The sequence below is a fragment of the Arenibacter flavimaris genome (genome assembly GCF_030291335.1).
Lineage (GTDB): Bacteria > Bacteroidota > Bacteroidia > Flavobacteriales > Flavobacteriaceae > Arenibacter.
Genome location: NZ_JASWIM010000001.1, coordinates 27,895 through 50,535 on the forward strand (window position 1 = coordinate 27,895; position 22,641 = coordinate 50,535).

Below are 22,641 nucleotides of genomic sequence, written 5' to 3' on the forward strand. Positions count from 1 at the left end.
CAATATAAATCAGATTAACGCAACATTTAAAAAATTGTTGTGAAATATACAGTAATTGTTGTATGCGTATAAAAATAGTTAATTAGATCGATAAATAACCCTCTCCAAAATGTTAAATAGCGACTTTTCATTTTAGCGTATGATAAAATTCAATATAAGGTATTGTACCTAGATCCCGCCGAAAAATGCGGGATAGTGTCAACTTGCAATTTTAAGTGCGTATTACTGACTTCTCAAAATTGAGTTTCACTAATAAAATAGGAGATACTTAATTGAACAGACCCGTTAAATATCCATCACTGGGATATCGCCTTCTACAATTAAATTCCCTTCAGTAGCTTTCACTATCTCATCGACGCTAACACCAGGTGCCCTTTCCAACAATTTAAATCCGTCGGGAGTTACATCCAGTACGGCCAAATTGGTCACAATTTTTTTTACACACCCAACTCCGGTTAATGGCAAAGTGCATTTCTTTAACAACTTGGATTCACCAGCCCTATTGGTATGCATCATGGCAACAATGATGTTCTCTGCAGAAGCCACCAGGTCCATAGCCCCGCCCATTCCCTTGACCATTTTTCCCGGAATTTTCCAATTGGCAATATCCCCATTCCCAGAAACCTCCATGGCTCCCAAAATTGTGAGATCTACATGTTGACCCCGAATCATCCCAAAGCTCGTTACAGAGTCGAAAAACGAGGCTCCTGGCAGGGTTGTGATGGTCTGTTTGCCTGCATTGATAATGTCGGCATCCTCTTCCCCTTCATACGGAAACGGCCCCATACCCAACACCCCGTTTTCACTTTGAAATTCCACACTTATATCGTCCCTTACAAAATTGGCCACCAAGGTAGGTATCCCGATTCCTAGGTTTACATAATATCCGTCCTTCACTTCCTTTGCAATGCGTTTTGCTATTCCGTTTTTGTCCAACATAATTGTTGATTTGATAATTAGTTAATTTGATAATTTGGCACGTTTGCTTGTGCCTATAATTTTCGAGATAATTCGAATAATAGATTTTAACTCCGAAAAAAGTTCTTCTTGCGGATTTGGATAGTGCCTTGAGGCCTGGCAAAGTTCTATCCAATATAAAGTTTCATCAGCCTCTTTAGCCGCAATTTTAAATTTATGTATAAAGTCGGCAGAACTCTCCCCATTTTGAGCCTCCCATGAATTTGCTCCAATAGAAGTTCCACTTTTAAACAATTGAGATGCCATTTCATACTTATCTAAAGTTCGAAGTTGCTCACAATATTCAATAATTTGCAAGGAGAAATCAAATGTTTTCTTAACTATTAAATTTTCCCTATCATTCCTCATATTATCAAATTTTCAAATCCGATAACTTTCAAATCAATTAATTTTCCGTATTGTCAACTGTTCAATTCTTTTCTGGTAATTCTTACCTTGGAAGATACGTTGCACAAAAATTCCAGGGACATGGATTTGGTTGGGATCCAACTGTCCTGCCGGCACCAACTCCTCCACCTCGGCCACGGTAATCTTGGCAGCGCCGCTCATGGCCGGGTTAAAGTTTCGGGCAGTTCCCTTAAATATTAAATTCCCCGCCTCATCGCCCTTCCAGGCCTTGACAAATGAAAAATCGGCCTTATAGGCTTCTTCCAGCACATACATCTTTCCATTGAACTCCCTTGTCTCTTTGCCTTCCGCCACTTCGGTTCCATAACCAGCTGGGGTATAAAAGGCGGGGAAACCGGCCTGTGCGGCCCTACATTTCTCCGCTAACGTACCTTGTGGGGTCAATTCAACGTCCAATTCGCCGCTCAACATTTGCCGTTCAAACTCATCATTCTCCCCCACATACGAAGAGATCATTTTCTTTATCTGTCTTTTGTGCAACAAGAGCCCTAGACCAAAATCGTCCACTCCGGCATTATTGGAAATACAAGTTAAATCTTTGACCCCCATCTTCACCAATTCCGCAATCGTATTTTCTGGAATACCACATAATCCAAATCCTCCGAGCATAAGAGTCATACCGTCCTTTACCCCTTCCAGGGCCTCCTCCACGTTGGCAACTGTTTTTCGTATCATATAAAACCTTCTTAATTTAACTTATTAACTTGCTCTTTCTAAAATAAGGGTTTTTAACGAAAAATGCCCTTAACTTTTTGATAAAAGCAAGGGCATTTAGGCTATAATTTTTTTTGGTACTAAAAATCCAAATCGTCCTCTATATCTATTTTATTGTCCTCCTCCATTGATGCTTTGGAGCAATCCACATTTATGGATAAATTCTCCGGCTTTTCAAATTCCCCATCGGAAATACCCAATTCCTTGTTGGCATAATTCTTTTTCATATACAAGCCCCAAATTGGCAAAGCCATGGAAGCTCCCTGTCCGTAGGTAATGGTCCTAAAATGAACGGCCTTGTCATCTCCGCCTACCCATACTCCGGTTACCAGGTTGGGGACCATTCCCATAAACCAACCGTCACTTTGGTTCTGGGTAGTACCCGTTTTACCGGCAATTGGGTTTTTAAATTCATATGGATAACCTGTTATGATCTCCTTATATTCCGGCCTATATTTCTCTGCTCCTGTGGTTCTTAATCTTGTCCCAGATCCCCCTTGGGTTACCCCTGACATAAGATCTAGCATGGCATAGGACACATCCTTGCTCAATACATCTTTGGTTTCCGGCACATACTCGTAGAGTACCGTACCATTCTTGTCCTCAATCCTGGTTACCATGACCGGTTTAACGTATACCCCTTGATTGGCAAAGGTACCGTAGGCCCCCACCATCTCATATACATTAAGGTCTGCAGTTCCCAAGGCAATGGAAGGTACTTCCGGTATGTCCCCTGTAATTCCCAGATTTTTGGCTATAGATACCACTGCTTTGGGCCCCACCCTATCAATCAATTGGGCAGTGATAGTATTCACTGAATTGGCCAAAGCATTTTTAAGGGTAAGCATTTCCCCGGAATATTTACCATCTGAATTCTTTGGACACCAAGGATCTGGATTCCCGTGTTTATTAGCTTCAATACAATATTGATTGTCCGGAAGTATATCACAGGGCGAAAGACGCAATTGGTCAATGGCGGCAGCATAAACAAAAGGTTTAAATGTAGATCCTACCTGCCTTGCTCCTTGGATAACATTGTCATACTGAAAATGTTTATAATCTATACCGCCTACCCAGGCTTTTACATGTCCCGTTTGTGGTTCCATGGACATCATGGCCGTCTTTAAAAAGGATTTATAGTACTTAATAGAGTCCATGGGCGTCATTACCGTATCTTTTTCCTTGGTTTCACTGTTCCAATCAAAAACGGTCATCTCCACCGGCTCGTTAAAGGAAGCCCTTATTTCCTTTTCACTTTTTCCCTGATCCTTTAAGTTGTGCCATCTGTGCGAGGATTTAATAGCTCTCTCCATAATCCGATCAATTTCCCCATCAACCTCTTGGATAAAGGGTGCCGTTTTATTACGGTCAGGGGTGTTTTGATGAAAAAACTCGGCTTGTAGCCGCTTCATATGTTCTGCCACCGCATCCTCCGCATTTTTTTGCATGCGCGAATCTATGGTGGTGTAAATACGCAACCCGTCCAAATAAATGTTCCATTTATCACTTTCTCCTTTCAAGGCCGGCTTGGGGTTATCTTTAATCCATCTGTTCATAAACCCTTGAAGGTACATCCTAAAATAGGTAGCCAATCCTTCTCGATGGGATTCAGGGCTAAAATTAATATCCATTTTCAAGGCCTGTAAGGAATCCTTCTGCTTTTCGGTTATATAATCATATTTCGCCATCTGGGACAAAACCGTATTTCTTCGATTAAAGACCAATTCTTCACGTCGGATAGGATTGTAATAAGAAGAATTTTTAAGCATACCCACCAGAACTGCAGACTCTTCAATTTTTAGGTTTTTAGGCTCTTTACCAAAATAAATACGGGAAGCAGATCTAATACCATCGGCATTATAGTTAAAATCGTATATATTAAGATACATCTTAATAATTTCTTCTTTGGTATAACTGCGTTCCAACCTAATGGCAAGTACCCACTCTTTTATTTTTTGGGTAATGGTCTCGAAAATATTCTTGGAACGTACCCCTACAAACAATTGTCTTGCCAATTGTTGGGATATGGTACTGGCCCCACCCTTTTTACCCAAATAGGCAAAGGCCCTTAGTGTTCCCCTTGCATCTATTCCCGAATGCTCATAATAACGGGCATCTTCGGTAGCCACCAAAGCCTGTACCAAGGTTTTCGGCAACTCCTCATAGTCTACATCGGTCCTATTGTCGTCCAAATAGAATTTGCCCAATGTTTCTCCATCAGAGGAAATAATTTCACTGGCCAAGTTGGTCTGTGGATTTTCCAAGCGCTCATATTCCGGCATGGCTCCAAAGGCACCCCAGGAAGCTAAAAGGAAAATCATAACTCCGGAAAAAACCCCTATAAAAAAGAGAATCCAAAACCACTTAATGAACTTAAAAAAATTGTTGTTGCTTTTTTTCTTCTTTTTGGTAGCTGTTGCCATAAGCCTACTGATTACTTTTTTCGATTAGGTACCCCACATCGGTAATACCTTCCAATTCCACTATTCCATCTACTTGGCCATTTTTACGCATGGCATGGGAAATTTCTAATGTATATACGCCTGAAGCTGGAAAAACGACGTTTTCCTTATACCATAATTTGTTTTCCTTTAAACTGCCATAGCCCGTTCCCAACCACTCTCCGTCAGGTTTGGCCATTTCATATTCCAAAGTATCCCTTACCACATCGCCATTGGGAAACTTTAACTCCGCAATTAAAAAAAGGTTGCTGTAGGGGTATGTCCCATCATTTCTCAGGTTGATGAACATATTATACTTTTGGAGTGTATCCAGCTCTTGGAAGGAAAATTTTACCACACTATCCCTATTCCATCGTCCATTCTGTGTTGGACTATAATCGGACTTTACGGTTTGCATATCGCAGGAAACCATAAAAATTACTAAAAAAAATACCCCTAAACTCTTAAGCATTGTTGGTAGGCCTTTTTTTATAATTGCTTCGCTTTTTTTTCTTATTATTCCTATTGGACCTTCTCTTCTTTGGGGTATCGAATCGCGTTAGGCTATCCTGTCCTACCACATTCTCAAATACCTTTTCAACCTCCTGAACATTGTCAACCGCATATTCCTCCAAACTGGCTACTTTCTCCCGCTTCTTGTTCTTTTCCATGACCTCCAAAACCTGGTCTTTGGATAAGACATGCCAATTGGCAGGTTCGTCCTTATAGGAAAACCAAAGTGTAGCTTTAAAAATATCTACTTTCTGACAGAAGGCCATTCCTTTTTCGGTGAAAAGTTTGGTATCCTGGCCTGGAAAATCCTTTAGGGCATCCAAATAAACGTCCAATTCGTAATTAAGGCAGCATTTAAGCTTACCACATTGCCCTGCAAGTTTTTGGGGATTAAGCGACAACTGCTGATAGCGGGCCGCCGAAGTACTTACCGACCTAAAATCGGTAAGCCATGTAGAGCAGCACAATTCCCTTCCACAGGAACCTATTCCTCCCAAACGTTGGGCTTCTTGACGGTAGCCAATTTGCCTCATTTCAATGCGGATACCAAAAGCCTTGGCCATGTCCTTGATCAACTGTCGGAAATCTACCCGTTCCTCCGCTGTATAATAAAAGGTAGCCTTGGAACCATCTCCTTGAAATTCCACATCCGAGATTTTCATCTGTAGTTTAAGAACAATGGCTATTTCCCTGGCCCTCTTTTTAATTTCCTCTTCCCTATCCCTACATTTTTGCCAAATATCGATGTCCTTTTGGGAAGCCTTTCGGTAAAGTTTGGGAAGTTCCGGATTATTGTAATCCTCTTTTTTCTTCTTCATTTGCACCCTTACCAATTCCCCGGTAAGTGTAACCATTCCCACATCATGACCGGAAGAAGCCTGTGTAGCCACTATATCACCAATGGAAAGTGAAAGATTTTCGGAATTTCTGAAGAATTCTTTTCTGCTATTTTTAAAACGGACTTCCACACAATCAAATGGTTTTTCCCCATTTGGCAGTGACATATTGGAAAGCCAATCAAATACCGTCAATTTATTACAGCCATCAGTGCCACAAGTACCATTGTTCTTGCATCCCTTTGGCTGTCCGTCCTTACCGGTTGAACAACTGCTACAACCCATATTTCGTATCTTGGTTTAGTAAAAATGTAACACTTTTACTAAAAAAGGTTCATAAAATTATTAAACGTAAAGATAGTGTTTTTTTAATGCGATGAAAAGAAAGAGTTCCATTGTCAACCTAAAGCTGCCATTAAACAAGGAAAAATAATCCCAAGAAGGAGATTTCCAACTTAATCTTTGACTAAATTATTTTAAAAATACTACTGTTTTTTTGAGGCAATTAATTCAGAAAAAATTAAATCACCCTTCAAAAAAACAATCTCTTCGTTATGGATAAAACTAAGCCTTTTTTGGCCTGAAACCTCAACAAAAAACTACTTCTTATACTTTAAAACCTCGGAACGACCCTTTTTAAAAATCTTATTGCTCACCACTTTTCCCTTTCTAAGACGTTTTTGTTCCTCAAAAGGGAGTTCATGTATTTCCTTACATTCCAAAGAACAGCAATGGTTCATGGCCTCGGCACAGTCGTCGCATTGAATAAAAAGCAAATGACAGGCCTCATTGGCGCAATTTACATGATTGTCGCATGGGTTACCGCATTGATGGCAGTTGGCTATAACATCATCTGTAATGCGTTCTCCCCTACGGTGGTCAAAAACAAAGTTTTTACCAAGGAACTTATTCTCCAAATTAAGATTATTCACCTGGCGGGTGTATTCGATAATACCACCTTCAAGCTGATATACATTTTTAAAGCCCTTGTGTTTATAATATGCACTGGCCTTTTCGCACCTAATACCACCGGTACAGTACATGACCAATTTTTTGTCCTCTTTATAATCTGCAAGATCCTTCTCTATGATATCCAAAGAATCCCTAAACGTATCCACATCCGGGGTAATGGCATTTTTAAAATGCCCTATTTCACTTTCGTAATGATTCCGCATGTCTACCAAAATGGTATCGGAATCTTCAATAAGTTCATTAAATTTTACGGCATCAACATGGATTCCCTTATTGGTAACATCAAAGGAATCGTCATTTAAACCATCGGCCACGATTTTTTCGCGGACCTTCACCTTTAGTTTTAAAAATGATTTGTTATCCTGTTCAATAGCGATGTTCAACCTAACATTTTCCAAAAAGGTGATGCTGTCCAAATGGGCCTTGAAGGCATTGAAATTAACGGCAGGAACAGATAATTGGGCATTTATACCTTCATGGGCCACATAAATACGGCCCAAAACGTCCAGTTCGTTCCAATGAATAAATAAATGATTACGGAAAATTGACGGATTGCCAATACGTGCATATTTATAGAAAGAAATGGTGAGGCGGTCCAATCCGGCCTCCTCTATTAGAGCCTCCCTTTCCTTTGCACTTAAGGTATTGTACAGTTGCATACTATACTAATATTTTAAGTTAAAGAATTGTTTTAAGGCCGCAAAAATAAGATTTATAGGGCGGGATTAAAAGGAATATGCCTGTTTTTTGAATCCCAGGAAGACATAAAACACTTTGTAACCTTACATTTAAGAAATATGAAACAAAAACATGGGCTTTAGAATTAATACAGGCTGTATATAAAACAAAAAAGGATCTCGATGTTATCAAGACCCTTTTTAAGGTCAATATTGATTTTTCTTTTTCATAGAATTACAATAAAATATTGACCCACAACCCTTATTGTTTTACCAGAACAATAAGCAACCTAATTTGAGTTAGTTACTTTTTAGATGCAACAAATAAAAAAAGGTTGCGTCCAAAAGCTCCAATAATTTAGTCTTATTGTAAAAAAGCAGCTAAAATGGGCCATACAAATTCTGTAAGACCCTTTAAATAAAGGTGTTAAAATAAATTTCGGAAGATTCAAAAATCTTAGGCTGAACAAAATAATTGCCGAATATCTTCACATAAAATCCACTCCATAGGTGGTTTAATGCAAAAAGAATTGGTATTTTAGCGTCCCTAATATGATATGTAAATGAGTTCCGAAAAAGACGCAAAATTAAAAGCACTTAAACTTACCCTGGATAAATTGGATAAAACTTATGGCAAAGGTGCCGTAATGAAGATGGGCGATAGTGTAGTGCAGGACGTAGAAGTGATATCATCGGGTTCTTTGGGCTTGGATGTAGCACTTGGTGTTGGAGGCTATCCACGAGGAAGGGTAATTGAAATTTACGGACCCGAATCCTCTGGTAAAACCACACTTACGCTTCACGCCATGGCAGAGGCCCAAAAAAATGGAGGCATCGCAGCTTTTATAGATGCGGAACATGCCTTTGACCGTTTTTACGCCCAAAAGCTTGGTGTAGACATAGATAACCTGATCATTTCCCAACCCGATCACGGTGAACAAGCTTTGGAAATAGCAGATAACCTTATACGTTCCGGGGCTATCGACATTGTTGTTATCGACTCGGTTGCCGCATTGACCCCTAAGAGTGAAATTGAAGGAGAAATGGGCGACTCAAAAATGGGGCTTCATGCCCGATTAATGTCACAGGCCTTGCGAAAGCTTACTGGTTCTATCAGTAAAACAAACTGTACCGTAATCTTTATTAACCAATTGCGTGAAAAAATTGGGGTTATGTTTGGCAATCCGGAAACAACCACTGGTGGTAACGCCCTTAAGTTTTACGCCTCCGTCCGTTTGGATATAAGAAGATCTACCCAAATTAAGGATACCGATGGTGATGTACAAGGAAACAAGACCCGGGTAAAAGTGGTCAAGAACAAGGTTGCCCCTCCATTCCGGACCGCCGAATTCGATATTATGTACGGGGAAGGTATTTCCAAAGTAGGGGAAATAATCGACTTGGGTGTTGAATTTGAAATTATCAAGAAAAGTGGATCCTGGTTTAGTTACGGGGACACCAAACTGGGCCAGGGCAGGGATGCCGTAAAAAATTTGCTGCTGGATAATCCCGAACTACTCGAAGAACTGGAAGGCAAAATTAAAGAAGCCATTAAAACAGTAAAGTCATAAACCTAAAAATCCCGATCTCTTCGGGATTTTTTATTTCTACACGCAACCTTTAATTACCCTTTACATCTTATTAACAAAAGCAATTGTTATGAAACCTGCTTGTACCTAAAAATCAAAATATGTCCGTTCATATTTTTTAGGTAAAATAGGTTTCCAAAACCATTTTAAAACTAAATAAATATTAAGAACATGAAACGAGTATTCTTTTTGCTGCTTGTTGCCTCTTTTACACTATTCACATCGTGCGACATAGATGATGATGTTAACTATCATTTTGAAGCCCTACAGGTGAAATCTGTAGAAATGCCGGAGGCATTTGATTACGGTGAAATTTATAAAATAAAAGTTACTTACTTTAGGCCGAATAATTGTACCTTTTTCGAAGGTTTTGATGTTGTAAAGGAAGGTTTAACAACTAGAAAGGTGGTCACTATTGGTACCGTCATTGAAGAGGAAGAGGAATGTTCCGGTAGTGGGGAAGAATTAGTGGCAACATTTAACTTTGAGGTCTTATATGATGAGCCTTATTTGTTTAGATATTGGACAGGTGAGGATGCCGATGGGGAACCAACATATTTAGAAATTACAGTGCCAGTCAACGAAGATAGTTCGGCAATAATAGCACCCGAAAGTGTTATGGGCGCGACCAATTTAAAGAATTAGTAAATAACCCAATCCATATTTTGAGTAATCTGGTAGAGCTCATAAATAATTGCAAAAAAGGGAACAGACAAGCACAAGAACAGTTATACCGGGATTATTCCCGGATACTGTTCGGCATTTGTCTCAAATACTCTCGCAATAAAACGGAGGCCGAGGACAATCTGCATGATAGTTTTATGACTATCTACAATAAAATAGACCAGTTTAAACACCAAGGTTCCTTTGAAGGCTGGATTAAGCGAATAACAGTAAATACGGTACTTCAAAAATATAGAAAAGAGGAAACCTTAACACTGGTTACAGATAATATAGAGGATGAAGTGCCAGAAGATTCGGGCTATTTAAACTTGGATTTGGCCACCTTGCTAAGTTATGTGCAAGAGCTTCCAAATAAATACCGCTTAACCTTCAACCTTTATGTGTTGGATGGTTATAGCCACAAAGAGATCAGTGAAATGTTAGGAACGTCCCTAGGGACTTCCAAATCCAATCTTGCCCGGGCAAGAATGATATTAAAGGAAAAAATTGAGGCAAATAAAGCTCGAATTATAATGGAAGGGTAACCTCCCATTTGTAATCCCTGCTGAACAATTAAAAACATGAGTGAAAATAATTTAGACAAATTATTTCAAGAGAAGTTGGCCAACTTCCAAGAAATTCCCGACGAAAAAGTTTGGGATTCCATAGCCGCTTCCTTGGATAATAAGAAACGATCGCGAAAGCTTGTTCCCCTTTGGTGGAAAGTTGGCGGTGTGGCAGCAATACTTGCCATCCTATTTCTTGCGATCAATCCTTTTTCCACTTCCGAATCGGTAGCACCCATTATTACGGATGTAGAAAACAATACCCGAAATACCAAGGACTCCAACACCTTAAAGGAATCTTCCATTGAAGCCAGCAGCATCACCAATAATGAAGGAAAAACTTCAGAGGAAAATCAAATGGAAAAAACCCGCCAAACTGCTGTGGACAAAACCAACATTCCCCTAACCAACAATAGAAGCATAATTGCCGAGGAAAATGCAAAAAACCACGATCCAGAAGAAGGTTTAAAGAACACCACTGCCCCCACCCCTGTAACCAAGGAATTGGCAGAAAATAATAAAGACGCAAAACGTCTTGATAAAACAGTAAGCCAAAACCCTGCCCTTACTATTCAACCAGGGATAGGGAGCGATACATTACCCAAAAAAGACCTGTCCATTACCACTGAGGAAGCTATTGTACATCAGGAGAACAACAATGAAAACAAGCCCATTGGGAATACTCCGGAGGTAGTCTCCGAAGACCGTCCTTCAAATAAAAAATCAATTCTAGAGGCCATCGAAGAAAATGAGGTCGTTAAAGTTGAGGAAACCCGCGATGGAAGGTGGTCTGCAGGCCCAAGTATCGCTCCAGTTTACTTTAATGGTTTGGGTGAAGGATCGCCTATCAACTCTATTCTTGCTTCCAATAACAAAACGGGGGGCGTAAGCCTAAGTTATGGTATCACGGTAGCCTATGAAATTTCCAAAAAATTAAGCGTGCGTTCCGGTATCCATAAAGTTGATTATGGCTACGATACCAACGACGTCTCCTTTACATCCTCCTTTAATGCCTCAAATGGCAGACAAATAAGTAATATTAATTATTCCAATGACTCCCAATCCATAATTTTAAATAACCCAAATAGTGAGAATGTAATTCCCAAACCAGGAACCGTATTTGCCATGGACGTAACCGGTAAAAACCCTACGCGTTTAGGAACAATGGGGCAAGAAATGGGATATTTGGAAGTGCCCTTGGAATTAAATTATGCACTTTTGGACCGCAAATTTGGCATTAATATTATTGGAGGAGTAAGCTCCCTTTTTCTAACGGATAATTCGGTAGTACTGGAATCTAGTGGACAGACGACAGAGGTGGGGGAAGCCAATAATGTCAATTCCGTTAATTTTAGCACCAATGTAGGTCTTGGACTGGATTATAAGTTTACCCCTAAGCTAAAATTTAATGTAGAGCCGGTTTTTAAATATCAACTAAATACTTTTTCCAATACCTCGGGCAATTTCAACCCATATTCCTTGGGTGTATACAGTGGATTCACTTTAAAGTTTTAACTCCCAAGAAAGCAGCTACAACTGGCATACCGCCCCTGGGAATCGTAGGTCTAGCTGGAATGTTTTAGCTCATTCAATATTACTGCCCTGACCGATTCCCGAAGCATAGTCTTGTCTGACTCCTTAATACTTTGAGTAGTAAAAAATTTATGCACCTTAACACGTAATCTTCCCGGACCTCCACTATAAAAAGTAAAGGAGAACCGTTTTTTGTTGTCCAAAAAGGTCATAGGTACGACCGGAATGTTGTGCGCAATGGCCATTTTAAATGCCCCGTCCTTAAAATCATCCAAAATAATATGTTCCTCGGGCACCCCGCCCTCTGGAAAAATACAAATACTCAACCCCTGTTGTAATCTCTTTTGCGCCCTTCTATAAACCGCAGTCCTACTTTTGGCACTCTCCCTATCCACCAAGATACATACCCTTTTATAGAAAAACCCGAACAGTGGAATCTTTACCAATTCCTTCTTCCCTATGAACACAAAAGGGTTTTTACTGACTTTTAACATCAGCATAATATCCAGCATACTGGTGTGATTGGATACCAACATATAACTTTCGCCCTTTTTTAGTCTTTGCTCCCACTTAATTTCTGGAAAACACCCCATACCATAAAGAATAGTGTTGGCCCATATATTACGAGCCATCCAGAAAAATTGTGGGTATGTCTTCTCGGAAAGGGTAAATAGCAACAAGAAAGGAAACATTAATAAAATAGGAAGGACCGCTAAAACATAGAACCAAATCCGGTAAAGCCCCTGGCCTAATTTTTTTAGGAATAATAGCATGTCGTCAAAAGTAATAATTTTAGTCCTTCTTTAGAATTTCTTTTACCTTTGTCCTTCTTTGAAAATAAAATAATGGCAAGAATCTTAACCGGTATACAAAGTACGGGAACCCCTCATCTAGGAAATATTTTGGGAGCGATTATCCCTGCTATAGAAATGGCAAACAATCCAGCAAACGAATCCTTTCTCTTTATTGCGGATATGCACTCACTGACCCAAATTAAGAATGGGGAACAATTGCGGAGCAACACTTATGCTGTTGCCGCTACATGGTTGGCATTTGGATTGGATATTGATAAAACAGCTTTTTATCGCCAGAGTGATATCCCCCAGACCGCTGAACTGGCATGGTACCTCAGCTGTTTTTTTCCTTACCAAAGACTAACCCTTGCCCACTCTTTTAAGGACAAGGCAGACCGACTCGAAGATGTAAATGCCGGCTTGTTCTTCTATCCTATGCTTATGGCTGCCGACATACTTTTATACGATGCCGAGATAGTCCCAGTTGGCAAGGATCAAATGCAACACTTGGAAATGACCCGCGACGTAGCTTCAAGGTTTCATGCCCAATTAGGCGAAACCTTTGTAATGCCCGAAGGAAAGGTGCAGGAAGAAACCATGTACGTCCCTGGCACCGATGGCACCAAAATGAGTAAAAGCAAGGGCAACTTAATAAGCCTTTTTCAAACCGACAAACAATTGCGCAAACAGATCATGGGTATACAGACAGACAGTACCCCTATGGAAGCTCCTAAAAATCCGGATACGGATAATGTGTTTGCCTTGTACAAAATTCTGGCTACGGAAAATCAAGTTGCCGAAATGAGGTCTAATTACCTAAACGGCAACTATGGCTACGGACATGCCAAGCAGGCGCTATATGAGGTGGTCTTGGAACGCTTTGGGGAGGCAAGGGAAAAGTTCGATTATTATATGAACCACCTAAATGAACTGGATGAAGCATTGGCTGTTGGCGCTAAAAAAGCCACAATAGTGGCCGATAGTGTTCTGGAAAGGGTAAGAATGAAGGTGGGGTATTAATTTTTGAAAAACATACCCCTTGGTCGGTCTATGCCATTCCCGGATGTCCTCTCAAAAAGATTAATGGGTTGAAGGGATATTGAAGTACGATGAAATACCCAAAGATCTTCATTGTTCAATTAAAAACGCCCTTTGACAAACTAGGTGGTTGGTAAATTTTGACGAAGACTCCCCTAAAAACAAGGTAGACCTTTGCCATTGCCACACTATTAAATGCAATAAACAGGCTATTCACACCTTTTTTAAATGGCCTCGAACAACTTGCCGGGAAGTGGCCTTACCACTCCTTTCATTTCCATATTCAACAGGATAGAGGAAACCTTGAATATTGGCAATTTACAATCCAGTGCAATATGGTCCAACATTTGTTTGCCCCTTTGCTGTAAATAGTCATAGATTTCCTTCTCGGTATCGTCCAACTCCACAAATAATTGCTTTTGTATAATTGTCGGCTCCTTTTCTTCCAAATCCCAACCCAACATATAGATAAGATCGGCGGCCGACGTAAGCATCTGTGCCTTCTGCTGTTTTATGAGGTTATTGCAACCACTGCTGTACTTATCCTGGGTTCTCCCAGGTACGGCAAAAACATCGCGATTATAGCTGTTTGCTATATCGGCGGTAACCAGACTACCTCCTTTTTCCGCGGATTCCACTACGATAGTAGCTTCTCCCATTCCCGCAATAATCCGATTCCGCTTTAAAAAATTTTCCCTATCGGGTTGACTCGTACTCCAAAATTCAGTGAAAAAACCGCCATTTTTATTTATATCCTGCACATATTTTGCATGAGTCTTTGGATAAATCTGATTTAACCCATGGGCCAAACACCCTATGGTCTGTAAACCATGCTTTACCGCAGCCCGCTGTACGCAAATATCCACCCCGTAAGCAAACCCACTTACAATAATTGGATCCAGTGGTGCCAATTCCTCTATGAATTGCTCACAAAATGAAGTTCCATAACTGGTAATATTTCTAGTCCCTACAATACTTATGATCTTTTGGCGGCTCAAATTGATCTCACCTTGGCTAAAAAGTAAAATAGGACTATCTATACAATGCTTTAAATAGGTGGGATAACTATCCTCCATAAAATAATGAAGGTTTATTTCCCCACTTCTTATAAATTCGTACTCCAACTCGGCGGCCTCCAAATGTTCCCTGTCCATAAGTCCTTTTAGGGTGCCGGAACCGATACCATCCAATTTCAACAACCGAGTCATTTTTTCCTCAAAAATTGCCAAAGGACTCCCACAACTGGATATTAATTTTTTGGCTGTTATATCACCAATATTTGGTACGTTCTGCAACCGAAGAATAGCAATTATTTCATCTCTAGACATTTATGGAAGCGGCTTAGTTGTTCACAAAATACATAAAATATAATGTTAATAAAAAGTTATGTGAAGAGTTTTGAACTTGTTAATTTTTTCCAATCTTTGTCCTTATGGGAACCGAACATTACATAGCGGAGCTGCTTTATAGATACAATTGTGTAATGGTGCCTGAATTTGGCGCTTTTTTGACACAGATGAAATCTGCCGTTATCAATGACGCCACAAATTCGTTCTACCCTCCTTCTAAAATAATTTCCTTTAACGAACAACTGACATCCAATGACGGACTATTGGTTTCGTACATGGCCGATGCTGAAAAAATGTCTTACGAAGACATGCAAAAGCAGATAGCCACTGTATCCTCGAAATGGAAAAAACTTTTAAAGGAAGGCAATCGTTTAAGTTTACCCAATATTGGTGAACTCTGGTTGAACAAGGAAGGCAAAACACAGTTTCAGCCTTCATATCAAGTGAATTACCTAACCTCGTCCTTTGGCTTGTCCACTTTTGTATCCACCCCGGTCTCTAGGGAGGTTTTAAAGGAGGAAGTAGTGGAATTGGAGGAAAAGATTCCATTTATGATTACTCCCGAGGCTAGGAAAGAATCCAAACTGAGGCCATATTTGAAGTATGCAGCTGTTATATTGTTGGCCGTTGCCACAGGTTTTACTGGTTACCGCCTTTATAATGAAAAGGTTTACGACCAAGAATTGGTGAGACAGGAAGCGCATCAGCAAGTGTCAAAAAATATTCAGGAAGCCACATTTTTCAATACAGCTCCCATTGAATTGCCTGCCATATCCTTGAATATTACCACAAACAAAAAAAGTGGTGTTCACCAAGTTATTGCCGGTGCTTTTAGAATTCAGGAGAATGCTGAAAAGAAAGTCCTTCAACTTAAAGAAAAAGGATACGACGCATCCTATCTTGGTGTTAATCAATATGGACTGCATATGGTAGCCTATGGCAGTTTTGACGATGCCAAGGAAGCCTTAAATTATTTAAGGAAAATAAAGCAGTCCGAATCTCCAGAGGCTTGGTTGCGCTCCGTAAAATAAATCCTTCTCTACTTTTTAGCTTAATATTACCAATGTATCTTTACCCAAAAGAAATTTATGGAGTCAAAGACGCCCAGTGAATCGCGTACCTTAATGACCGATATGGTCCTGCCCAGTGAAACCAACCCTCTGAACAACTTGTTTGGTGGTGAATTGTTGGCGCGAATGGATCGTGCTGCCAGTATTGCCGCCAGACGCCACAGCAGACGAATTACCGTTACGGCATCGGTAAATCATGTCGCCTTTAACCAGGCTGTTCCAGTAGGAAGTGTAGTTACTGTAGAGGCAGCCGTTTCCAGAGCCTTTAGGACCTCCATGGAAGTGTTTATAGATGTTTGGATGGAAGACCGGTTTAACGGCGAGAAATCCAAGGTAAACGAGGCTATCTACACTTTTGTGGCCGTTGACGATAGCGGAAAGCCTACGACAGTTCCCGAACTACGGCCAGAGACCGCATTGGAAATTAAGCGATATGAGGCCGCGCTGCGCAGAAAGCAGCTAAGTTTGGTACTTGCAGGCAAGATGAAGCCCAAGGATGCTACCGAATTAAAGGCCTTGTTTATGGATTAAAAATCGAAATTATTAGGGTCGGGACCAAATCTTTTTCCACGGTCCAATTGATCTAATTTTTTAACATCCTCGGCAACAAGTTCAAAATCAAAAATGTCGGCATTGGCAATAATTCGATCCCTTTTTGCAGATTTGGGAATCGTGATAACCCCTTTTTGCAAATCCCATCGCAGTACAATTTGGGCAATAGTCTTATTGTATTTTGCCGCTAGGTCCTTCATTATATCCATTTCAAAGATATGCCCTTGCATTAGAGGGGACCAGGCTTCATACTGAATGGTATTTTTATTGCAAAAATCGATCAACTCCTGTTGCACCAAATAGGGATGAAATTCCATTTGGTTCACCATTGGGACTATTTCCGAAGAAGTCATTAAATCTTCAAGATGGTGCTGCATAAAATTACTCACTCCAATAGCCCTAACGCCTTTATGCTTATACAAATATTCCATAGCACGCCAAGTCTCCTTATACTTACCATTTACGGGCCAGTGTACCAAGTAAAGATCTAAATAATCCAAATTTAACCGCTTTAAACTGGATTCGTATGCCTTTATAGTACTTTCATAACCCTGATCGCTATTCCACACCTTACTCACCACGAATATATCTTTGCGGTCCACACCGCTTTCCTTAATCCCTTGGCCCACACCCTCTTCATTCTTATATATGGAAGCCGTATCTATATGCCGATATCCTTCATCCAACGCCCATTTTACCGCATTGACCACTTCCTTTCCATCTTTGGACAAATAGACCCCTAAACCAAAATAGGGCATTTCCACGCCATTATGCAGCCTAAAACTTCCTTTTAAATCCGTTATATTTTTCAATTTTAAAATATTTTATAGTTGATATATCCATTCCTCTGGATTAAGTCGGGTAGTATCCTTGTACAGATAAAATTTCAATTGGGTAGTACCGCTGGATTTGCTGGTGTAAATATCCCCCAGATCGGACTTGGTGCTTACCTTATCCCCTTTTTTCACATAAACCTTGGAAAGATTGTAGTACGTACTTATATAATTTCCATGTTTAATCTGTACGCCCTTATTCCCTCCTGGAACTGACAGGATAGCGATAACCTCCCCTTCAAAGATGGCCCTCGCCTTGGATCCTTCATCGGTGGCAATGATTACCCCATTACTTTCGTGCTTTATACCGGGATAAACGGCGTCATTATAAACACCAAAACCCTGTCTTTTAATACCCTTTTCAACCGGCCAGATCAATTTTCCCTTGTTGGCCGAGAAATTATTGGCTACAATGGTCGCTTCGGGAGTTAAAACAAACTTACTACTACTTGTTGCAGTAGTACTGCTAGACTTAGTGGCCTCTCTGTTGGAGGCTGCAATAGCACTTCTAATTAATCTCTCTATCTGCTCGTCTATCCTCTTGGCCTCCTTCTTCTTATTTTCAATAGCCGTGGCATATTTGCTTTCGTTCTTTCTTATACTCTTGAGCAACTCCTTTTGTGATTGGATTTCTTTGTACAATTGATTTTTGATCTGGGTATTTTCGGCCACAAGTTTATCCTTCTCCTTACGCTGTTCCGAAAGATCTTTGTTCAATTGGGTAAGCTCATCCGTTTTGGCCACAATTTGTTCGCCCTGTTCCTTTCTGTATTGGGTATATTGCTTCATGTATTGAAAGCGCTTAAAAGCCTGTAAAAAATCCTCGGAAGACAACAGAAACATCAATCTGCTCTGCCTCGATTTATTCTGATATGACTTTTGAATCATATTCCCGTATTCCTCTTTAAGAAAAGCGAGATCATTTCGCAATTTTCCAATGTTCCTCACATTGGTATTTATCTGCCTATTGAGTAAATTGGACTGTTGATTGGTAACCCTGATCAACTGCTGGCGTACATTTATTTTATGGTCCATAGCCTCCATCTGCTCTAAGACATTTCCCTTTTCCTTCTTCTCCGCGAACAATAATCGGTTAATCTCCGAAATTTCTTTTTGGAGCTGTTCCCTCTTGGACTCCAAGGCTTTTTGTTCATTGGTCTGGGCCCTTGAAATATTGCCCATAAATATGAACATAAATAAAAGAGAATAAATTACATAAGAGTGTTTACTTCCCATATTAATTTAATACAATTTCTTTAAAACCATTTGGTATGTTATATGGAAAATTCAAGGCCCTATTGAACTCCATATTCCTAAATTCTAAGGTAATATTATTGGTATGGTCTCCATCTATGGCCAGAATATCTATCTCCCCTGGCAAAATCCATTTATTTACTTTTTGATAGTTCCTATAATTGATTTCAAGTAGTCGTTTCTCCCATGGTTGCGACAACTGCTGCGTAGCCATTCTATAATTCAAAGGTTCTATTTGAAAAAGTGTTTTAAATAGATCTCCAACCTTTTTTGGTTTCAACTGATAGTTGTCGTTGGCGATATCCACCGTATACTTTTCTTCCCGTAAATCGAAAAGTGGCTCTCCCAAAAGAAGGTTTTGTACTTTTTGAAAATTAAGGTCGGTCCCCAATAATTGACTCAAATAGGAAAAATTCCCATCAAAATATTCGTTGTCCAACTTATTATAAAACGACACTCTTTCCGGAGTAATGTAGGCTTTTACGATTCCTAAGGGCGCGCTTAACCAAATGGCCTTATCCTTTTCCATCCTAAAACTAACACTTACGCTTTGTGTGCTCTCTCCGTCCGAATAATCTATCCTCATCTTTCCACTTAGGGTTTTAAAATTGAAATGGGTGTAATAGTGGTTTCTTATAACCGCCTTAGCGGTTAAATTCCCATCCACCGTACCGCTTTTAATTACACTTGTAGACTTACAAGAAAACACCAATACCACAAAAACGCCAAGTATAGCCCATTTTTGAAGTCTTTTAAAACTGTTTACCATAGATTTACGACCCGGATTTTAATTTACTAAGATACATATTTGCTTTGGAAGAATTTCCCAAAGCATTGTTAGCATCCACTAATTCTTTATACATTTTATTGGCTAAATCCACATCGTCCAATAAATAATCCAATCCCGACTCCAGAATAGCAACGGCCTCCTTATGTTTCTTGAGTTTATTTAAACTTTGTCCATAGGCGTAATAAAAATAAGCTTGAGCAGGAAAGTTTTCCAAGGCTTCCCCACTTACCGCCGCAGCATTTTTAAAGTCGCTCTTAGCCAAATAATCGGAAATTTTGGAGATAAAATTATCCATTGGGCCATATTTTGGAACCTCTTCAATAATTGTATCCTTTTCCATTACAGTAATTTCCTTTTTCTTAATAGCGTTGTTTACCCTAGTGGTTAGATCCTCTGAAAATGCCGAACCTTTCATACCGTTAAGTATTTTTAAGGCATTATCATAGTTTTCCCCAGCAAAATAGATCAAAGCCAAATTTTCCTGCAATTGGATATTTTTGTACGGAATCCTTTCCTGCACTTCCTCGAGTCCCGTCCCTTGACGTCGTGCAATATCCACCAGTGTACATAGCACCCAATAATTCCCTGGCCTCGCATTCACAGCAGAAATAGCATATTGCTGGGCCAAAACCATTTGTTTTGAAGCCAAATAGGCCTTGGCCAGTTCATGGTCCAAGACAGCGTTGCTAGGATCCAAGCGTTTACATTCCAAGAAGAGATTAATGGCCCTATCGTAGTTTTCAATTCCTTTTTGCTTTAATGCCTCAAAGAATTTTTCTTGAAACTCATCGGTATATTCCTCCAAAAATAACTCGGCACTCCCTTCCTCCCCAACTTCATTTTCTTGGGCACAACTAGGACTTGGGGCCAAAACCACCCCCAGTGCAAAAATAATAATGTAGTCCCTCCTTCTCATATTACAAACTTCATATTAGGGGGAAACGGACCTTAATATATAAAACCCAACCGTTTCCCATATCAATAAAAAGACAATGGGAACAACCCCCACAAAATTAGTGATAATGCCATAGTCCACCCCGTTTATAGCAGGTGTTTATTTTACTCCCGTACTGCCAAATCCTCCTGCTCCCCTTGAGGTATTGGAAAGCTCCTCAACCAAATGCCACTCCGCCCTTTCGTGTTTTGCGATGACCAATTGTGCTATACGCTCCCCATTTTCTATAGTGAATGCTTCGCTGGAAAGATTAATCAGTATTACACCTACCTCCCCCCTATAATCGGCATCAATCGTGCCAGGGGCATTAAGGACCGTAATTCCTTTTTTCGCTGCCAATCCACTACGAGGTCTAACCTGTGCCTCAAAACCTAAAGGAAGCTCCAAGAACAGACCCGTCTTAACTATAGTTCTTTCCATGGGTTGCAACACAATGGATTCCAAAAGATTGGCCCTTAGGTCCATTCCAGCGGAGGCCAAGGTTTCATAGTTTGGTAAAGGGTGAGCTGATTTATTGATAATTTTTATAGTCATTTTCTTAGAAAAATTTGTTTTAGTTTATCACTTTCAAGCCTATAAACCATGCCCAAAAATAGAGTAAAAAATATACTGCCAATAATCAAATTACGATCGAAAACGTAAAAGGAGAGCATGGAAAATGAAATGGAGACCACTAGATAAAAAATTATTTTTCTGTGGTTGTAAGGTATAGGGTAATACATTCTACCAAAAAAGAAAGACAGTATTACCATAGTGGCATAGGCCACTAAAGTTGCCACAGCAGAGGCCACATATCCGAAATACGGAATAAAGGCAAAATTGATAATAATGGTTAGTATGGCACCGATCAACGAGATGTAGGCTCCAAATTTGGTGCGATCTGTTACTTTGTACCAAACTGACAAGTTGTGGTAAATTCCCAAACAAAAACTGGCCAAAACTACCAAAGGCACAATGGACATGGCCTCCCAATACGATTCGTCCCTGACCAAAAGCAGCTTCAGAACATCGGCAAATACCACTACCCCCAACAATATTATGCTGCCCAGTATAACAAAATAGTTGGTAATCTGGGCATAGGCCCTTTGGGGCTTCTCGGAAGTAGCATGACTAAAGAAAAAGGGTTCTATCCCCATTCTGAAGGCTGTAGCGAACAAGGTCATGAACATCGCCAATCTGTAACAGGCAGAGTATTTACCAATTTCACTTTCAGCGATATCTTCCGGCAAAAGATAGGAGAGCATAATTTTATCGAACACTTCGTTTATGGTAAAAGCAATTCCGGCCACCAGCACCGGTAAGGCATAATCCATCATTTTATACCACAATTTCTTATCAAATACATATGGCCTTCTAAAATATAGTCTTAGCATCAAAAGAAGCGTTATGGCACTGGCTATCAAATTGGATATGAAAATATACGATATTTCAAAATTTGGCCGGTACAGGGCACTAAAAGAAGAATCTGGGCTATCCACGACCATTTGTGGCAATACTATTAAAAAGAAAAGGTTCAATCCAAAATTTATGGCCACATTGGATATCTTCACCAAGGCATAGCGCATTGGCTTTTCATTGGCCCTAAGCCAAGCAAAAGGCACTATGACCAATGCATCCAAGGCAAGAATCCAAATAGCATAACTAATATACTTTTCGTCAATATTGGTAAAGCTAGCAACGCTATCCTTGAAAAGAAATGCCAAAACCACGAAAAGAAAAGTAGAGGCAATGATTGAAATCAGGGAAGTGGTAACAACCTTTTTACGGTCATCTGCCTTGGTGTAAAACCTAAAAAAGGCGGTTTCCATACCATAGGACAAAATGACATTGAAGATAGCAAACCACGCAAAAATAATACTAACCTCCCCAAAGCCTGCCGTTTCCAAAACCTCTGTATATAAAGGCAGCAATAAAAAGGATAGCATCCGGGGCAGGACCGTAGCCAAACCATAAATAAACGTCTGTTTGAAAAGTTTTTTTAGTGGATTCAAAGAAATCTATGAATTAGCTTTAAAATTAGGCATTTAATCGATGCGCGCAAAGTTAGTTAAATAGCTTATTCAACAAATGCCATTTATAAATTCTTTATAAATGGAAAAGCCCCACATTCCTGTGA

Annotated in this window: 22 protein-coding genes; 7 read left to right on the forward strand and 15 right to left on the reverse strand. The window is 39.9% G+C overall.

Annotated features, from left to right (window positions below):
- Window positions 1-285: 285 nt before the first annotated feature.
- From QSE00_RS00125 to trhO, 7 genes are all read right to left on the reverse strand, one after another.
- Entirely contained in the window at window positions 286-939 is a 654-nt protein-coding gene (locus tag QSE00_RS00125) for a 3-oxoacid CoA-transferase subunit B (protein ID WP_110356185.1), read from the reverse strand.
- A gap of 21 nt (window positions 940-960) precedes the next feature.
- A complete protein-coding gene (locus tag QSE00_RS00130) occupies window positions 961-1,326 on the reverse strand; it encodes a four helix bundle protein (RefSeq protein ID WP_286104424.1) in 366 nt (121 codons plus the stop codon).
- A gap of 33 nt (window positions 1,327-1,359) precedes the next feature.
- Complete coding sequence (locus tag QSE00_RS00135) at window positions 1,360-2,061, reverse strand: CoA transferase subunit A (RefSeq protein WP_286104425.1); 702 nt, start codon at window positions 2,059-2,061, stop codon at window positions 1,360-1,362.
- Between the two features lie 119 nt (window positions 2,062-2,180).
- The gene (locus tag QSE00_RS00140; RefSeq protein ID WP_110356188.1) at window positions 2,181-4,523 is read right to left on the reverse strand and encodes a penicillin-binding protein 1A; all 2,343 of its coding nucleotides are present in this window, start codon (window positions 4,521-4,523) and stop codon (window positions 2,181-2,183) included.
- 4 nt (window positions 4,524-4,527) lie between these two features.
- Window positions 4,528-5,013: a gliding motility lipoprotein GldH gene (locus QSE00_RS00145; RefSeq protein ID WP_110356189.1), complete on the reverse strand. Its 486-nt coding sequence runs from the start codon at window positions 5,011-5,013 to the stop codon at window positions 4,528-4,530.
- On the reverse strand, window positions 5,006-6,175 hold the full coding sequence (locus QSE00_RS00150; RefSeq protein WP_110356190.1) for a PSP1 domain-containing protein: 1,170 nt from the start codon (window positions 6,173-6,175) through the stop codon (window positions 5,006-5,008). Before QSE00_RS00150 ends, QSE00_RS00145 begins: the two co-directional genes overlap by 8 nt.
- A gap of 314 nt (window positions 6,176-6,489) precedes the next feature.
- Entirely contained in the window at window positions 6,490-7,521 is a 1,032-nt protein-coding gene (trhO, locus tag QSE00_RS00155; protein ID WP_110356191.1) for an oxygen-dependent tRNA uridine(34) hydroxylase TrhO, read from the reverse strand.
- Between the two features lie 581 nt (window positions 7,522-8,102).
- On the opposite strand from trhO, the gene recA reads away from it, so the two are divergent.
- The 4 genes from recA to QSE00_RS00175 all read left to right on the forward strand — a co-directional run bounded on the left by recA (window position 8,103) and on the right by QSE00_RS00175 (window position 11,872).
- The gene (gene recA / locus QSE00_RS00160; protein ID WP_110356192.1) at window positions 8,103-9,110 is read left to right on the forward strand and encodes a recombinase RecA; all 1,008 of its coding nucleotides are present in this window, start codon (window positions 8,103-8,105) and stop codon (window positions 9,108-9,110) included.
- A 189-nt stretch (window positions 9,111-9,299) separates the two neighbouring features.
- Window positions 9,300-9,773: a hypothetical protein gene (locus QSE00_RS00165; protein WP_110356193.1), complete on the forward strand. Its 474-nt coding sequence runs from the start codon at window positions 9,300-9,302 to the stop codon at window positions 9,771-9,773.
- Between the two features lie 20 nt (window positions 9,774-9,793).
- Window positions 9,794-10,336, forward strand: a complete 543-nt coding sequence (locus QSE00_RS00170; protein WP_286104427.1) for an RNA polymerase sigma factor — start codon at window positions 9,794-9,796, stop codon at window positions 10,334-10,336.
- A gap of 36 nt (window positions 10,337-10,372) precedes the next feature.
- The gene (locus QSE00_RS00175) at window positions 10,373-11,872 is read left to right on the forward strand and encodes a porin family protein (protein WP_286104428.1); all 1,500 of its coding nucleotides are present in this window, start codon (window positions 10,373-10,375) and stop codon (window positions 11,870-11,872) included.
- Window positions 11,873-11,922: 50 nt separating this feature from the next.
- On the opposite strand, the gene QSE00_RS00180 is transcribed toward QSE00_RS00175, so the two are convergent.
- The gene (locus QSE00_RS00180; protein WP_110356196.1) at window positions 11,923-12,663 is read right to left on the reverse strand and encodes a lysophospholipid acyltransferase family protein; all 741 of its coding nucleotides are present in this window, start codon (window positions 12,661-12,663) and stop codon (window positions 11,923-11,925) included.
- Between the two features lie 72 nt (window positions 12,664-12,735).
- Here QSE00_RS00180 and trpS point away from each other — a divergent pair, with 72 nt between their 5' ends.
- Window positions 12,736-13,704, forward strand: a complete 969-nt coding sequence (trpS, locus tag QSE00_RS00185) for a tryptophan--tRNA ligase (protein ID WP_110356197.1) — start codon at window positions 12,736-12,738, stop codon at window positions 13,702-13,704.
- A 242-nt stretch (window positions 13,705-13,946) separates the two neighbouring features.
- Here the strand turns inward: trpS and dprA are convergent, their stop codons facing one another.
- A complete protein-coding gene (gene dprA, locus QSE00_RS00190) occupies window positions 13,947-15,050 on the reverse strand; it encodes a DNA-processing protein DprA (RefSeq protein ID WP_286104430.1) in 1,104 nt (367 codons plus the stop codon).
- A 104-nt stretch (window positions 15,051-15,154) separates the two neighbouring features.
- On the opposite strand from dprA, the gene QSE00_RS00195 reads away from it, so the two are divergent.
- Window positions 15,155-16,102: an HU domain-containing protein gene (locus QSE00_RS00195; protein WP_286104431.1), complete on the forward strand. Its 948-nt coding sequence runs from the start codon at window positions 15,155-15,157 to the stop codon at window positions 16,100-16,102.
- A gap of 57 nt (window positions 16,103-16,159) precedes the next feature.
- Window positions 16,160-16,672 carry an acyl-CoA thioesterase gene (locus QSE00_RS00200; RefSeq protein WP_110356200.1) on the forward strand — a complete coding sequence of 171 codons (513 nt, stop codon included), beginning with the start codon at window positions 16,160-16,162 and terminating at the stop codon, window positions 16,670-16,672.
- Here QSE00_RS00200 and QSE00_RS00205 read toward each other — a convergent pair.
- The 6 genes from QSE00_RS00205 to QSE00_RS00230 all read right to left on the reverse strand — a co-directional run bounded on the left by QSE00_RS00205 (window position 16,669) and on the right by QSE00_RS00230 (window position 22,516).
- The gene (locus QSE00_RS00205) at window positions 16,669-17,505 is read right to left on the reverse strand and encodes an aldo/keto reductase (RefSeq protein ID WP_286104432.1); all 837 of its coding nucleotides are present in this window, start codon (window positions 17,503-17,505) and stop codon (window positions 16,669-16,671) included. The two genes, QSE00_RS00200 and QSE00_RS00205, sit on opposite strands and share 4 nt — an antisense overlap.
- Window positions 17,506-17,517: 12 nt before the next feature.
- Window positions 17,518-18,762, reverse strand: a complete 1,245-nt coding sequence (locus QSE00_RS00210) for a murein hydrolase activator EnvC family protein (RefSeq protein WP_286104433.1) — start codon at window positions 18,760-18,762, stop codon at window positions 17,518-17,520.
- A 1-nt stretch (window position 18,763) separates the two neighbouring features.
- Entirely contained in the window at window positions 18,764-19,549 is a 786-nt protein-coding gene (locus tag QSE00_RS00215; protein ID WP_110356202.1) for a DUF4292 domain-containing protein, read from the reverse strand.
- Window positions 19,550-19,553: 4 nt separating this feature from the next.
- The gene (locus tag QSE00_RS00220; protein WP_286104436.1) at window positions 19,554-20,486 is read right to left on the reverse strand and encodes a tetratricopeptide repeat protein; all 933 of its coding nucleotides are present in this window, start codon (window positions 20,484-20,486) and stop codon (window positions 19,554-19,556) included.
- Between the two features lie 138 nt (window positions 20,487-20,624).
- Complete coding sequence (dut, locus tag QSE00_RS00225) at window positions 20,625-21,059, reverse strand: dUTP diphosphatase (RefSeq protein ID WP_286104437.1); 435 nt, start codon at window positions 21,057-21,059, stop codon at window positions 20,625-20,627.
- Window positions 21,056-22,516, reverse strand: coding sequence for an oligosaccharide flippase family protein (locus tag QSE00_RS00230; protein ID WP_110356205.1), 1,461 nt, complete (start codon window positions 22,514-22,516; stop codon window positions 21,056-21,058). Before QSE00_RS00230 ends, dut begins: the two co-directional genes overlap by 4 nt.
- Window positions 22,517-22,641: the final 125 nt, after the last annotated feature.